This is a genomic window from Streptomyces sp. NBC_00878 (genome assembly GCF_026341515.1).
Lineage (GTDB): Bacteria > Actinomycetota > Actinomycetes > Streptomycetales > Streptomycetaceae > Streptomyces.
Window position 1 is genome coordinate 4,101,295 of the sequence record NZ_JAPEOK010000001.1, and the last position, 13,824, is coordinate 4,115,118.

Consider the following 13,824-nt stretch of genomic DNA (forward strand, 5'->3'; position numbering starts at 1 on the left):
CCAGCCCCTGTCGTCGAGGCGAAAGAGATGTTGGTGAACGACCGTCACCCGTCGGGGACCGCAACTCCCCCGGCTCCGGCCCCCGAGGCCGCCTCGGCGCATTACGCGTCCCATGGCGAACAGGGCGTCCAGTACGGCGACTTCACCATGCACGACGGCTACTCCGCGACCGGTTTTGACGCGAACGCCTCCGGTACGTACGGCACGACGGGCAGCTACGACACGACGGGCGCCTACGTGACCTCGACCTTCGCCACCGACCCCCTGTTCGGCGACCTCCCCGGCAACAGTGGCGGCAACGGCAACAGCGGCGGAACCGACGGCAGCGGCGCGGGCACCGGTTCGTACGACGCCACTCAGTGGGCCACCGGCAGTCATCACACGCTGAACTACGACCCGTACGCGGCCCAGCACCACGCCGCGTTCGAGACCGGCAGTTACGACACGAGCGGTGTCTGGCCGGACTCCGGTTACCAGCACCTCGGCGAGATCCCGACGCAGGCCGCGAGCCCCGAGGGCACCGGCCAGTGGGACGCGAACGCCTGGCTCCAGGCCGATCCGGTCGACCACACCCAGCAGTGGACCGCGCCGACCTTCGAGACGGGTACGTACGACGCGACGGCGTGGAACTCCGACGGCGGCGACCAGAACCAGACTCAGGTCCACCATCAGGTCCAGCAGGCCCAGGCAGAGCACGAGTCGTATCCGGCCGACCAGCACACGTCGTACGACCAGCACACGTCGTACGACCACCACGAGTCGTACAACCAGCACGAGTCGTACGACCAGCAGGCCACCTCGGCCTTCGAGCAGGTCCCGTACGAGGAACAGGCCACCGCGGAAGGCGAGTTCACCCCCTCCCACGACGCCGACGCGGACTCCGAAACCGGTACCGATACCCGTACCGGTGGCTACAGTCACAGCTACGCCCACGACGAACCCGCGCCTTTCGACGACGTCGAGGAGACCACCTCGGTCGACACCTCCGTCGCCACCGCCGCCCCGGCCGGCCGCTCCGCGTCACGTGCGGCCGGCCGTTCCGCGCCCCGTTCCCGTCGTCGCCCCCCGCCGAAGCGTTCCGCCCTGCTGACGGTCGCCGTGCCCTCGGTATGCGTGATGGGGGTGGCCGGAATCGCGGCCGCGACCGTGACCGGCGGAACCAGCAGCAGCAACAACGACGACGTGCGGACGACAGCCGCCGCGCCGGACGCGAGCGCAGTGAAGCCGTCGACCGCGAACAACCAGCTGGACACCCAGCTACAGAACCTCTCCGCGGACGCGGACGACTTCGCCGACCGTGCGAGCCGTACGCAGGAACGTATCGACTTGAAGGCGCAGCAGGTCGCCGACAAGCAGAAGGCGGCGGCGGAGGCGGCCCGCAAGGAGCGGCTGCGGCCGAAGTTCGCGCTGCCGGTCGCGCAGCAGGGGCTCAGCGCCTACTACGGACAGGCCGGCATCAACTGGATGTCCGTGCACACCGGCATCGACTTCCCCGTCTCGTACGGCACGACGGTGATGGCCGCGACCGACGGGACCGTCCGTACGCAGTGGAACAGCGCGTACGGAAACATGGTCATCGTGACGGCCAAGGACGGTACGGAGACGTGGTACTGCCACCTCTCCACGTACAAGGTCGCCTCGGGCGCCACCGTGAAGGCCGGGGACCCGATCGCGTATTCCGGCAACTCCGGCAACTCGACGGGCCCGCACCTCCACTTCGAGGTGCGACCGGGCGGCGGCGCGGCGATCGACCCGCTGCCGTGGTTGCGCAGCCACGGGCTGGACCCCTCGTAAGAGAGCGCCTGTTGAGGCCTTGAGGCCGGAGCCCTGGGGGCTCCGCCCCCAGACCCCCGTATCGGCCTGAACGGCCTTGTCCTCCAACGCCGGACAGGCTGGTTGTTCCCAGCCTGCCTACAGCTTCTCCACCGGTGCGTACCGCAGCAGCAACCGCTTCGGCTTCTCCTCGCCGAAGTCGACCGTCGCCTCCGCGTTCGCGCCCGTGCCCTTCACTCCGACCACCGTGCCGAGGCCGAACTGGTCGTGCGTGACCCGGTCCCCGACCGCGAGCGACACCACCGGCTTGTCCGTGGCGCCGCGTCGTGTCGCGAAGCCGGACGCGCCCGAGGCCGCCGAGCGGGAGCGCGAGGAGGACAGTGAGGCCGCCACACCGGACGCCGGACCGGAGGCAACCGGGCCCAGGGAGCCCGTGCGCTTCCATTCCAGATGCGTCTCCGGGATCTCCTCCAGGAAGCGCGACGGCGGATTGTACGAGGGCTGCCCCCACGCGCTGCGCATCGATGACCGGGTGAGATACAGCCGTTCCCGCGCGCGCGTGATGCCGACGTACGCGAGCCGGCGCTCCTCCTCCAGCTCCTTGGTCTGGCCGAGGGCGCGCATGTGCGGGAAGACTCCGTCCTCCATGCCGGTCAGGAACACCACGGGGAATTCGAGGCCCTTGGCGGTGTGGAGGGTCATCAGCGTTATCACGCCGGACCCGTCCTCCGAGCCCGATGCGTCAGCATCATCATCAGGTGCAGTCGGGATCTGGTCGGAGTCGGCGACGAGCGCGACCCGCTCCAGGAAGGCGGAGAGCCCGCCCGGCGCCTCGCCCTCGTCGGCCTCCTGCTCGAACTCCAGGGCCACGGCGGCCAGTTCCTGGAGGTTCTCGATACGGGTCTCGTCCTGCGGGTCGGTCGAGGCCTGCAACTCGGCGAGGTAGCCGGTCCGTTCGAGCACGGCCTCCAGGACCGTCGCCGGTCCTGCGCCCGACTCGACGATCGTGCGGAGGTCCTCCATCAGCGTGTTGAACCGCTTGACGGCGTTCGTCGAGCGGGACGCCATGCCGTACGCCTCGTCGACGCGGCGCAGCGCCTGCGCGAAGCTGATCTTCTCGCGCTGGGAGAGCGCGTCGATCATCGCCTCGGCGCGGTCGCCGATGCCGCGCTTGGGGACGTTGAGAATGCGGCGCAGCGGTACGGAGTCCTCGGGGTTCGCGAGCACGCGCAGGTACGCGAGGACGTCGCGGACCTCCTTGCGCTCGTAGAAGCGGACGCCGCCGACGACCTTGTAGGGCAGGCCGACGCGGATGAAGACCTCTTCGAAGACACGGGACTGCGCGTTCGTACGGTAGAAGACGGCGACGTCGCCCGCCTTCGCGTCGCCCGCGTCCGTGAGCCGGTCGATCTCGTCGGCGACGAACTGGGCCTCGTCGTGCTCGGTGTCGGCGACATAGCCGGTGATCTGCGCGCCCGCGCCCGCGTTGGTCCACAGGTTCTTGGGGCGGCGGCTTTCGTTGCGCTCGATGACCGCGTTGGCGGCGGTGAGGATCGTCTGCGTGGAGCGGTAGTTCTGCTCCAGCAGGATCGTCGTCGCGTTCGGGTAGTCCTCCTCGAACTGGAGGATGTTACGGATGGTCGCGCCGCGGAAGGCGTAGATCGACTGGTCGGCGTCGCCCACCACGCACAGTTCGGCGGGCGGGAGGTCGTGCGCGCTGGGCGGTACGTCGACCGGGTGCTCGGAGGTGCCGACGAGCTCGCGGACGAGGGCGTACTGCGCGTGGTTCGTGTCCTGGTACTCGTCGACCAGGACGTGCCGGAAGCGGCGGCGGTAGTGCTCGGCGACGTCCGGGAAGGCACGCAGGAGGTTGACCGTCGTCATGATCAGGTCGTCGAAGTCCAGCGCGTTCGCCTCGCGCAGCCGTGACTGGTACATCGCGTAGGCCTGGGCGAGGGTCTTCTCGAAACCGTCGGCAGCCTGGGCGGCGAAGTCCTCCTCGTCGATCAGCTCGTTCTTCAGGTTCGAGATCTTGGCGCTGAAGGATTTGGGCGGGAAGCGCTTGGGGTCGAGGTCCAGGTCTCGGCAGACCAGGGCCATGAGGCGCTTGCTGTCGGCGGCGTCGTAGATCGAGAAGGAGGAGGTGAAGCCGAGCTGCTTCGACTCGCGCCGCAGGATCCGTACACACGCGCTGTGGAAGGTCATCACCCACATCGCGTTGGCGCGCGGGCCGACGAGCTGCTCGACGCGCTCCTTCATCTCGCCCGCGGCCTTGTTCGTGAACGTGATCGCGAGGATCTGGCCCGGGTGCACCTTGCGCTCGCCCAGCAGGTGGGCGATCCGGTGCGTGAGCACACGGGTCTTGCCGGAGCCGGCGCCGGCCACGATGAGCAGCGGCGAGCCGTGGTGGACCACCGCCGCGCGCTGGTTCTCGTTCAGCCCGTCCAGGAGCGCGGCCGGGTCCACGGGCGGCCGGGAGGCGCCGTCGCGGTAGTACCCGTCCCTGCTCGGCGGCACGTCGAACCGACCGCCGAACAAATCGTCCGGAACCGGCTCCGAATCCGGCGCCTCGTCCTCGGGCGGCGGCGGGGGCTCTTCCTCGTGGGCCTGCGAGGGCTTGAGGTCCGCCAGGAAGCTGTCATCAAAGAGGCTGCTCATCGCTCTCCGAGTCTAGGCGCCCCCACTGACAGCCCGCCGCCACCCTGGAAACTCGGCGGAATTCGCAACCCGCCCCCAGAAGGATGAACGAATTTCACGCTCCCCCTCCCCGCTCCCCCCTCTCCCCCTGAACCGACGCGATCCAACGCCATCCGGCGGCGTGTGACGTGGATCACACCGCCGGGGAAAACCAGGAGTCGCCGTGCTCCGTCAGACCAGGACGTGAAACGTTCACCGGCCTCGTTGACCGAGGCGCAGCTGGTCCGGCGGATCTCCCGCGGAGACACGGCGGCCTTCGACGAGCTGTACCGGCGCAGCGCCCCGTGGCTGACGGCGCGGCTGCGTCGGCGCTGCGCGGACGACGAGATCGTCGCCGAGGTCTTGCAGGAGACGTACATGGCGGTGTGGCGGGCGGCCGGGTCCTTCGCCGACAGCATGCGCGGCGAGGAGGCCGGCGGCTGGTTGTGGACGGTCGCCGCCCGCCGGCTGGTGGACGCCTTCCGGGTACGCGGCCGGCACAGCACCCTCCCGCCGGCGTCCGCCGCACCGGACCTGGCGCCTTCCGCCGAGCACGAAGTGCTGGATGCCGCGATAGGGGGCGACCTGGGCGCGGCACTGGACCGGCTGGCCCCCGAGCTGCACCAGGTCCTGACCGCGATGGTGCTCGACGGGCTGACGGTCCGTGAGACCTCCGCACTGCTGCGGATTCCCGAGGGCACCGTCAAGACCCGTGCCCGCCGCGCCCGCCTCGAAATGCGAAAGGCCCTGTCATGACTCCACACGTCCCCCGGGAGCTCCTGGTGAGCTACGTCCTGGACCCCGGCGCGCCGGCCAGTCCCAGCGCCGCGGCGTTGTGGACGCTGGAGGCACATCTGGAGCAGTGCACTGCCTGCCAGGCCGAATTGAGGGAGGTGTCCCTCGCTCACCGCCCGGCCGACACCGCGCTGATGGAGCAGGTGCGCGAGCGCCTGTCGGCGACGCTGCCGCCGGTACCCCGCCGCCGGTGGCGCCGGGTGCGGGGCGGACTGGCCCGGTGGGCGGCCCCCGCGCTCGGACCGTGGACCGCGGCGGTCGTCCTCGTCGTTCTCGGCGCCCTGGTCCTGTCCTCGGCCGTCGCACACAACTCCCCGACCCTCCTGCTGCTGGCCCCGGCGATGCCGCTGCTGGGAGTGGCCGTGAGCTGGGGCCCGCACTCCGACCCCGTCCATGAGCTGATCGCCACCACCCCGAGAGCGGGGCTCGGCCTCGTCCTGCGGCGGACCCTGGCCGTGCTGACCCTCGTGACCCCGGCCCTCGCAGCCGCCGGCTGGGTCACCGGCACCGCACCCGCGCTGGTCCTGCTGCCGGCCCTCACTCTGACCTGCGCGAGCCTGGCACTGGGCAGCGTGGTGGGCACCCAGCGCGCCGCCACCGCGCTGGGCACCGGGTGGGCCCTGTTCGTGGTCTCCCCCGCCCTCGGCGGGGGCACCGTTCCCTCCTACCTACAGGAGTCCGCCGCCCCGGGTTGGGCGGCCGCGACCGCTGTCCTGGGCGCCGCCGTCATCCTGTGCCGCAACGCCTATCTGCACGCCCCTGAGGCCCGCACACGCCACCGCTGACCCCCACACCGTCCTTCACCTGCGACGCGGTCCTTCACCCGCACCGCAGTCCTTCACCTGCACCGCAGTCCTTCACCCGCACCGCGAGGAGACACCGCCATGCCCAGAACCGTCACCGCGAGCGAGACGGCCCCCACCCGCTACGCCCATCACATCCAGGCTCACGCCCTGACCGTGCGGCACGGCCGCCGCGCGGCGGTCGACGGGATCGACCTGGAACTGGGCACCGGAGTGCACGGTCTGCTCGGCCCCAACGGGGCGGGCAAGACGACCCTGATCCGCACGCTCGCCACCGTCCTGACCCCGCACAGCGGCGACCTGGAACTCCTGGGCAACGCCCGTCGCAGCGGTGGCGAACTGCGCGAGCTGCGCCGTCGGCTGGGCTATCTGCCCCAGGCTTTCGGACACTACCGGCGCTTCACCGTGCGTGAGTTCGTCGAGTACATGGCCTGGCTCAAGGAAGTGCCCCGCCGCCGGGTCGCCGACGCGGTGCAGCACTCCATCGACCGGGTCGACCTCACCGACCGGGCCGATGACCGTATGGGATCGCTCTCCGGCGGCATGCTGCGCCGGGCCGGCATCGCCCAGGCGATCGTCAACGACCCCGACATCCTGCTGCTCGACGAACCCACCGTCGGCCTGGACCCCGCCCAGCGCATGGAGTTCCGCACTCTGCTGCGTGACATCGGCGCACAGTCCTGCGTCCTGGTCTCCACCCACCTTGTCGAGGACGTCGGTGCCGCCTGCGCCAGCGTCGTGCTGATGGACGAGGGCCGCACGGTCTTCGCGGGCCACCTCGACCGCCTCCGTACCGCAGGCACCGACGCCGACCCGGGCGACAGCGACATCGAGCGCGGCTACTCCGCCCTGCTGCGCCGGCACCGCGAGGGCAAGGCCGGGGCCGGGCGATAGGCGACGCAGCACAACCGCCGCCCGAAGCCCCTGTATGTCCTCCTACACCCGACTACTGGCTACACCCGACTACTGGAGACTGTGATGTTCCGAATAGTGCGCCTGGAGGCGAAGCGCTCGATCGCGCTGCCGCTGTTCCTGGTGCTGGCCGCCCTGACCCGTGTCTTTCTGTGGATGGACATCGGGGAGTGGGCCGCCAGTTGGGCGCCCCTGGTCTACTCGATGCGGGGAACCGCCTGGATCGTGCTGCCGGTGGCACTGGCCGCCGGGATCTGGCACGGCGGGCGGGAGCGGCGCAGTGAGGTCTCCGAGCTGTTCGCCGCCACGCCACGGCCGCGCTCGGTGCGGCTGCTGCCCGCCTTCCTGGTGATCGCCGGCGCGGTGGTGCTCGCCATGGCCGCGATGGTCGGGTGGGCAGGGGTACTGGTCTCCCGGCACGCGGCCTACGGTGACGGCCTTCAGCCTGCGGGCCTTGCGGTGGGACTGCTGGCCGCCATCGCCGTCACCCTGCTCGGGTTGGGTGTCGGGCGGATGGCGTCCGCGCCGGTCGTGGCGCCGCTGGGCGCGGTGGTGCTCTTCCTGATTCTGTCGGTGAGCCAGGACAGCCGGCCGGCCAACCGTCTGGTGGACACCGTGCTGCCGATGCTGCCGGTGACGGACGACTTCCACCGGGTGCTGCCCTCGCTGTCCGCGGCCCAGGGCATCTGGTTCGCCGCCGTCGCTGTCACCGGTGTGCTGCTGGCCGTCGCGGCCACCGCGCGTGCCCGGGTGCTGGCCCTGACGCCCGCCGTGGCCGGGGTGGCCCTCGGAACCCTGCTGGCGCCATCGGGCGCGGTCGTCCCCGACCAGCAGGCCACCGCCATGGTCTGCGCGCCGAGCAACGGCCGGATCTGTGTCACCAAGGTGCACACCCGCACATTGCCCGATCTCACAGCTCCCGCCCAGAAGGTGCTCGACGCCTTCGCCAAGGTGCCCGGTGGCCCGACGCGGGTGGAGGAGGACACGGTGAGCTGGATGCTCGACGACGGCAAGCCTGCCGACGCCAAGGATCTCGGTACGGTCCGTGTCCAACTCCCGTACCGGACACAGGAAGGCGGCATCAGATGGAAACCGGCCTCGGTCCTCGACACCGTGGCCTCCGGAGCCGTTTTCGACGAGGACTGCTTCTCCGACGAGGAGGACGGGACCGGCAGGGAGTGGACCCGCGCGCAGGACGCCTCCGATGCGATGGCCGCCCTGCTCCTGGCCACCCCCACCGACGAGCTGAGCCCTGTCGCCCGCGAGGCCTACGACACGCTGCGCGCGCTGCCTGCCAAGGAGCGCTACCAGCGGATAGGGGACGGCCGGAAGGCCGCACTGACCTGCGGGGACCCGCTGGCCGTCGTCATGGGTCAGGGAGCGGGCCGATGACCCCGGGCCTGCACGGCATCGTGCTGCACCTGCGCTGCCGGGCGGTTCCGGCGACCGTACTGGTCTTTCTGGCCGCGGCCGCACTCACCTGGGCCGCATACCTGCCGGACGACCCGGCCATAACCCATAGGCTCGGCCTGATCGCCGTCGTGCTGGGCATCGCCCCCACCGCCCGCACGCTCGCCGGCCCGGACGAGGAACTGGAACGCGGCACGCCCGCCCCCTGGCGGCTGATCCGCGCCGTCCACCTGTTGCTGCTCGGCGGAGTCCTGCTCGGTCTGCTCGTCGTCGTCCACCGGATCGCCGGGCAGCAGTCCCACGCCGTGGCCTACGGCACCGTCGTACAGGCCGTCCTGGCACTCACGGCCCTGACCGCCCTGGGCGCGGTGCTCGTCGGTGCCCACGCGGCCTGGGTCCTCCCCATCGGCTGGGCCATGCTCATGCTGGCGGTGGGCCCCAGGGAATCGGTCATCGGGCAGGCACTGACCTGGATGGTCCAGGACCCCGGCACCGTCACCTCCACCACGGTGGCCGTCCTCCTGACAGTCGTCGGCGCCGCCGCCTACACCCAGCGCGGGAGCCGCCTGTGAGCCCGCTGCGGCCGGCCACATATTGATCATGTGACCGGCCGGCCGCGGATGGCTTCCTCTGCCCCACGGCACCTGACCGTGACTGCTGGAAGCCGGCGCCCCCGACCAGTCGGACGCCGCCACTCCGGACAACTCATCGCAGATCATTCCGGATTGACCTCGGAGAGCGAGGCCCAAGGTCAAGGTCACGAAAATGTATCGGGCATATCGCACATCAAACTTCACAGGGGCCACACGAATTAGCTAAATTTCCTGTAGGCCGCACGACCCGCACCGGCGAACATCGCCGGGCCGAGCGGCCTCCGCCGAGTCCGGTACGCCCTTGTGGCCGCCGGAGCCGAGGACCCACCGACCTTGGGGTGAATCGGTCCAACTCCCATCCGGGAACCGGACCGTAGGGCAAACCTTCCGAAGCACCAGCCCGAACCCGACAGCTAACTCGGTAGGCGGATGACGGAAGGAGACGCCCTCGTGGCGCCACACCGCAGGTCCCGGCCCCTCAGCCCCATGGGCATACGGACTCCGGCCCTCGCCACCGCGGCTCTGACCTCGGTGGCTCTCCTCTCCCAGACGGCGAACGCGTCGCCCGCCGAGGAGCCCAAGCCGAGCCTTGAGGAAGTCGAGAAAAAGGTCGGCGACCTCTACCGCCAGGCAGAGACGGCCAGCGAGAAGTACAACGCGGCCAAGGAGAAGACCACCAAGCAGAAGAAGCGCGTCGACACCCTGCTCGACGATGTGGCGCGGCGCACGGAGAAACTGAACGACGCGCGCGAGGAACTCGGTACGTTCGCCGCCGCGCAGTACCGCACGGGAGCCGCCGCCCCCGACACCGCCTCCCTCCTCCTCGCGGACAACCCGCAGGACTACTTCGACCAGACCCACCTGATGGACCGGCTGACCAGCCGCCAGAAGCAGTCCGTCGACGACTACGTCACGCAGCAGGCCGCGACGGCGGAGAAGCGGCAGGAGGCGTCCGAGAGCCTGGAGACGCTCACCGCGACGCAGAGCACGCTGAAGACGTCCAAGGCGGACGTCCAGCGGAAGCTCGCCGAGGCGCGCGACCTGCTCTCGAAGCTGACCGCCGAGGAGAAGGCGCGGCTCGCCGCGATCGAGCGGCAGAAGCAGGAAGAGGCCCAGCGCAAGGCGGACGAGCTGGCGCGGCAGCAGGCGGCCGAAGCGGAGCGGCGGCGCCAGGAGGCGGCGACGCAGAACACCGGGACCTCCTCGGGCACCTCGGGCTCCGGCTCGTCCACCTCCACTTCCACCTCCACGGCCAAGGCCGACAAGGCGCTCGCCTTCGCCCGCGCCCAGATCGGCAAGCCGTACGTGTGGGGCGCGAGCGGCCCCGAGTCGTACGACTGCTCCGGCCTCACCCAGGCCGCCTGGAAGGCCGCCGGCGTCACGCTCCCGCGTACCACCTGGGACCAGGTCAACGCGGGCACGACGGTCTCCTTGAACAGCGCCCAGCCCGGTGACCTGGTCTTCTTCTACGACGACATCAGCCACGTCGGCATCTACATCGGCGACGGCATGATGATCCACGCGCCGAAGCCCGGGGCGTACGTCCGCGAGGAGTCGATCTACTACATGCCGATCCACAGCGTGGTACGCCCGGCATGAGGGGCTTTTCGTAGTCCTGTTTCGCACTGACCGGAATTGGGGCTGCCCGAGGCTGAGAGGGACACGCGCGTGTCCCTCTCAGCCTCGGGCAGCCCACGCGCCCCATCCCGGCGGAGCCCATAGCACCAGCCGCTCGCCCGCTCCCCCACAACTCGCGCATCGGTCAGCCCACCACGTCAAGTCGGCGGCGCCGGGCCCGGATCGCGGTCGTACCCGGTCAGCTCGTGCCCGAATCGCACCACTTCCGTACATGCCGTTACCCGGGCCACGGTCCCAGGTTTAGCGTCCTTCCCCAGGTGACCGGACTTTCCCACCGCCGCCCGGGCCAGGGGCGGCATCCGGACACCACCGCCGAGAAAGGTCCGGCGGCGGCCCGCTCCCCTGTGCGGGCCGCCGCCGGACGTGCAACCGGCCCCTGAGGGCCGCCGCCGCGGACGCACCAACGCCCGGGCGGCCGTACGGAAGGACGTGGATCGCACGTGGCAGCGCACCGCAAGCCCAGACAGCGCTCAATCGGCGGCAGTACGGCCCGCACCGCCTTCACCATCGCGCTCGCGGGCGCGGCGAGCGCGACCGGGTTCGAGGGGACGGGGACCGCCGCGCCGGAACTGACAGCCGCTCAGGTCAGGGCGAAGGTCGACAAGTTGTACCAGGAGGCGGAGGTCGCCACCGAGAAGTACAACGGGGCGAAGGAGAGGTCGACGAAGACGCGGGGCCGGCTGAACACGCTGCAGGACGAGGCCGCGCGCAGGACGGATCGGCTCAACTCGGAGCGGGACGCGCTCGGTTCGCTGGCCACCGCGCAGTACCGGGACGGCGGCGTCGACCCCGCGCTGCGGCTCATGCTCTCCTCGGATCCCGATCAGTACCTGGACGGGGCCGCGTTCGCCGAGCGGGCGGGCGGCAGGCAGGCCTCGGCGGTGTCGCGGGTACGCGAACAGCTGCGCGAGATCGAGCAGTTGCGCGGGGCCGCACACGTCGAGCTCACCTCCCTCCAGGCGCGGCAGGCGGAGTTGAAGCGGAACAAGCGGACCGTCACCGGGAAACTGGGAGAGGCCCGGGATCTGCTGTCACGGCTGTCGGACGCGGACCGGGCACGCATCGGCGCCGACGACGCGGACACCGCCCGCGCCTCACGTTCCGCTGCCGAACCGCGCGAACTGGGCGCCACGGGCGGCATGGGCGGCACAGGCAGCAACGGCCCGTCGACCGCCGCTCCGAACTCCCGCGCCGCGAGCGCGATTTCGTATGCGTACGGGAAACTCGGCAGCCCGTATGTGTGGGGTGCCACGGGCCCGGACGCCTTCGACTGCTCGGGCCTGATGCAGGCCGCGTACCGTGAAGCGGGCATCTCGCTGCCCCGCACGACGTACGCCCAGATCAACGCGGGCGAGCGCGTCTCACGGTCCGAACTCCGGCCCGGAGACCTGGTGTTCTTCTACTCGGGCATCAGCCATGTGGGCCTGTACATCGGCAACGGGCAGATGATCCACGCGCCCAACTCCGCGGCACCGGTACGGGTGGCACCGATCGACGAGATGCCGTTCGCGGGGGCTACGCGCGTGGCGTGAGCGGCCGGGCCGACGAGGGAGAAGACGGGCGGGCCGACAAGGGAGGAGAACGGCAGGGAACGGCGACGGTAGGGAACGGGGGAGTTCAAGCCGTTCGGGCGTCGGTCCGGCTTGGATGGACATCGCATGGGTACTGCGGCGGGGTAGCGTCGACGCGGCACGGTTCGACATGCCGCACCACACGGTCACGATCCGCTCCACCCCGTTCGTCCACCCCGTTCGTCCGTCCCGTTCGTCCGTCCCGTTCGTCCGTCCCGTTGCTTCCACACAGCTCCGCTCCTCCGTACCGTTCCGCCTGGTTCGCCGTCGCCCTCCAGAAGGATTCGATGCCCGGCCCCACGCTGCCACCTCCGCCGCCGCCCGCGCACATCAGCGGCTGGCCCGACCGGGCAGCGCTGCTGGCCGACCGCGGGCGGGCCTTGGAGGAACTGCGCAGACGCAGTCTCGGGGTGCACCGGGTGCTGCTGCTGTGGCTGCTGGCGGTCGCGGCGATCATCGGATGGGCGCTGCTCGTGCTGCCGTTGCAGCAACTCGAACAGCGGGATCCCACCGGGTTCATCCTGGGACCGCTCTTCGCGGTCCTCGGCCTGGCCGCGCTCACGCCCTCCGTCATCGCCGTCGTCCTCGCCGTCCGGCGGGACCGCCACATCAGCCAACTCCTCGACGCCTGGCTGCGGTTGGCCAGCCATCCGCCCACCGACGCCCGCCTGCGCTCCCCCGGCCTGAGCCTCTTCTGGCTGCTCTCCTCACTCAGCCTCTGCGCGTTCGGGCTGTGGACAGCGTTCGCGGGGGCGGCGGAGGCGAGGCCGGGGCAGGACGCGTACAGCGATGTGGTGCTCGTGATGGGAATCGGCTTGATTCTCTGGCTGACCGGCCTGATCGGCGTGGTGAAGGCGGTACGTCACTATCGGTGGGCCGTACGGGCGCTGGGGCCTCGGACGCCGACTGAGCGGGGGACAACAGGAGCGACACCGGCTCCGGAGGATCAGGCCGACTGACAGGGCGGTTCATCCCGCCAAGGGCAGCACCGGCACGCCGAACCCGCGATACGCGCCAGGCTCCGTGGTGGCGACTTCCCAGCCGGTTGCCATACTCACGGCGGCCACATGAACGGCCGACCACCCGTGCTCGGGGAAGAGCGTGGTCGCGATACGCCCCATGGTGTCGGCGACGATCCGGTCGACCGACGCCACCTCCACGGCGGGAAGCTGGGCCAGGTGACCCGAAATACCTGGGCGACTCCTCGTTGCCTCGGCCAGGCTGAGAGCTGGAACCACCACCGTGTACAGCGGATCCTCGTGCGCTGCCACGATGAATCCGGACAGCACACGATGCCCGCGCCCGAGGGCAAGCAGACCGTGATGGTCCAGGATGACGCCGTCGCTCACGCCGCCGCACCCTTGCGGCGAGCGTCGGTGCGGGCCTTGCTCGCGGCCAGCATGCCGCGCGCCTCGACGAGTTCCTCGTCCGTCAGCGCCTGACCGCGCAGCAGGGTTTCCTCGACGTACTCCCGCGCCTGCTCAGCTCGCCGTCGACGTTCGACACGGCTTCGCAGGGTCTCGTTGATCACCGCCGAGATCGATGCCGCCTCGCCCGCGTCGACGAGCCGCTGCAACTCTTCGAGCAGGTCCGGGTCGAGAGTGACGGAGATGGGCTTCTTGGCAGCCATGATGCGAGGGTATCGCATGGCCA

At 70.5% G+C, this 13,824-nt stretch carries 12 protein-coding genes and 1 riboswitch; of the genes, 9 read left to right on the plus strand and 3 right to left on the minus strand.

All coding sequences use genetic code 11. The features are described 5' to 3' along the window. Window positions 1-33: 33 nt before the first annotated feature. Window positions 34-1,794, plus strand: coding sequence for a M23 family metallopeptidase (locus tag OHA11_RS17080; RefSeq protein WP_266497121.1), 1,761 nt, complete (start codon window positions 34-36; stop codon window positions 1,792-1,794). Between the two features lie 117 nt (window positions 1,795-1,911). Here OHA11_RS17080 and pcrA read toward each other — a convergent pair whose 3' ends face one another. Continuing rightward, window positions 1,912-4,431 (minus strand): DNA helicase PcrA, encoded by a 2,520-nt coding sequence (gene pcrA / locus OHA11_RS17085; RefSeq protein WP_266497123.1) that lies wholly within the window; start codon window positions 4,429-4,431, stop codon window positions 1,912-1,914. A gap of 222 nt (window positions 4,432-4,653) precedes the next feature. Between pcrA and OHA11_RS17090 the strand changes: the two genes are divergently transcribed. The 8 genes from OHA11_RS17090 (at window position 4,654) to OHA11_RS17125 (ending at window position 13,130) form a co-directional block, all read left to right on the plus strand. Further along, entirely contained in the window at window positions 4,654-5,205 is a 552-nt protein-coding gene (locus OHA11_RS17090; RefSeq protein ID WP_266497125.1) for an RNA polymerase sigma factor, read from the plus strand. After that, window positions 5,202-6,029, plus strand: a complete 828-nt coding sequence (locus OHA11_RS17095; protein WP_266497126.1) for a zf-HC2 domain-containing protein — start codon at window positions 5,202-5,204, stop codon at window positions 6,027-6,029. The genes OHA11_RS17090 and OHA11_RS17095 overlap by 4 nt, the downstream gene beginning before the upstream one ends. A gap of 99 nt (window positions 6,030-6,128) precedes the next feature. Continuing rightward, on the plus strand, window positions 6,129-6,941 hold the full coding sequence (locus OHA11_RS17100) for an ATP-binding cassette domain-containing protein (RefSeq protein ID WP_266497127.1): 813 nt from the start codon (window positions 6,129-6,131) through the stop codon (window positions 6,939-6,941). Between the two features lie 84 nt (window positions 6,942-7,025). Beyond that, window positions 7,026-8,351 (plus strand): hypothetical protein, encoded by a 1,326-nt coding sequence (locus OHA11_RS17105; RefSeq protein ID WP_266497128.1) that lies wholly within the window; start codon window positions 7,026-7,028, stop codon window positions 8,349-8,351. After that, the gene (locus OHA11_RS17110; RefSeq protein ID WP_266497131.1) at window positions 8,348-8,941 is read left to right on the plus strand and encodes a hypothetical protein; all 594 of its coding nucleotides are present in this window, start codon (window positions 8,348-8,350) and stop codon (window positions 8,939-8,941) included. Before OHA11_RS17105 ends, OHA11_RS17110 begins: the two co-directional genes overlap by 4 nt. Before the next feature lie 293 nt (window positions 8,942-9,234). Then, window positions 9,235-9,406, plus strand: a riboswitch (cyclic di-AMP (ydaO/yuaA leader). 6 nt (window positions 9,407-9,412) lie between these two features. Further along, on the plus strand, window positions 9,413-10,561 hold the full coding sequence (locus OHA11_RS17115) for a C40 family peptidase (RefSeq protein ID WP_266497132.1): 1,149 nt from the start codon (window positions 9,413-9,415) through the stop codon (window positions 10,559-10,561). A gap of 479 nt (window positions 10,562-11,040) precedes the next feature. Next, window positions 11,041-12,132 carry a C40 family peptidase gene (locus OHA11_RS17120; RefSeq protein ID WP_266497133.1) on the plus strand — a complete coding sequence of 364 codons (1,092 nt, stop codon included), beginning with the start codon at window positions 11,041-11,043 and terminating at the stop codon, window positions 12,130-12,132. 326 nt (window positions 12,133-12,458) lie between these two features. Continuing rightward, window positions 12,459-13,130 (plus strand): hypothetical protein, encoded by a 672-nt coding sequence (locus OHA11_RS17125; RefSeq protein WP_266497134.1) that lies wholly within the window; start codon window positions 12,459-12,461, stop codon window positions 13,128-13,130. A gap of 9 nt (window positions 13,131-13,139) precedes the next feature. On the opposite strand, the gene OHA11_RS17130 is transcribed toward OHA11_RS17125, so the two are convergent. After that, the gene (locus OHA11_RS17130) at window positions 13,140-13,520 is read right to left on the minus strand and encodes a hypothetical protein (protein ID WP_266497136.1); all 381 of its coding nucleotides are present in this window, start codon (window positions 13,518-13,520) and stop codon (window positions 13,140-13,142) included. After that, on the minus strand, window positions 13,517-13,801 hold the full coding sequence (locus OHA11_RS17135) for a ribbon-helix-helix domain-containing protein (RefSeq protein ID WP_266497137.1): 285 nt from the start codon (window positions 13,799-13,801) through the stop codon (window positions 13,517-13,519). Before OHA11_RS17135 ends, OHA11_RS17130 begins: the two co-directional genes overlap by 4 nt. Between the last annotated feature and the right edge of the window lie 23 nt (window positions 13,802-13,824).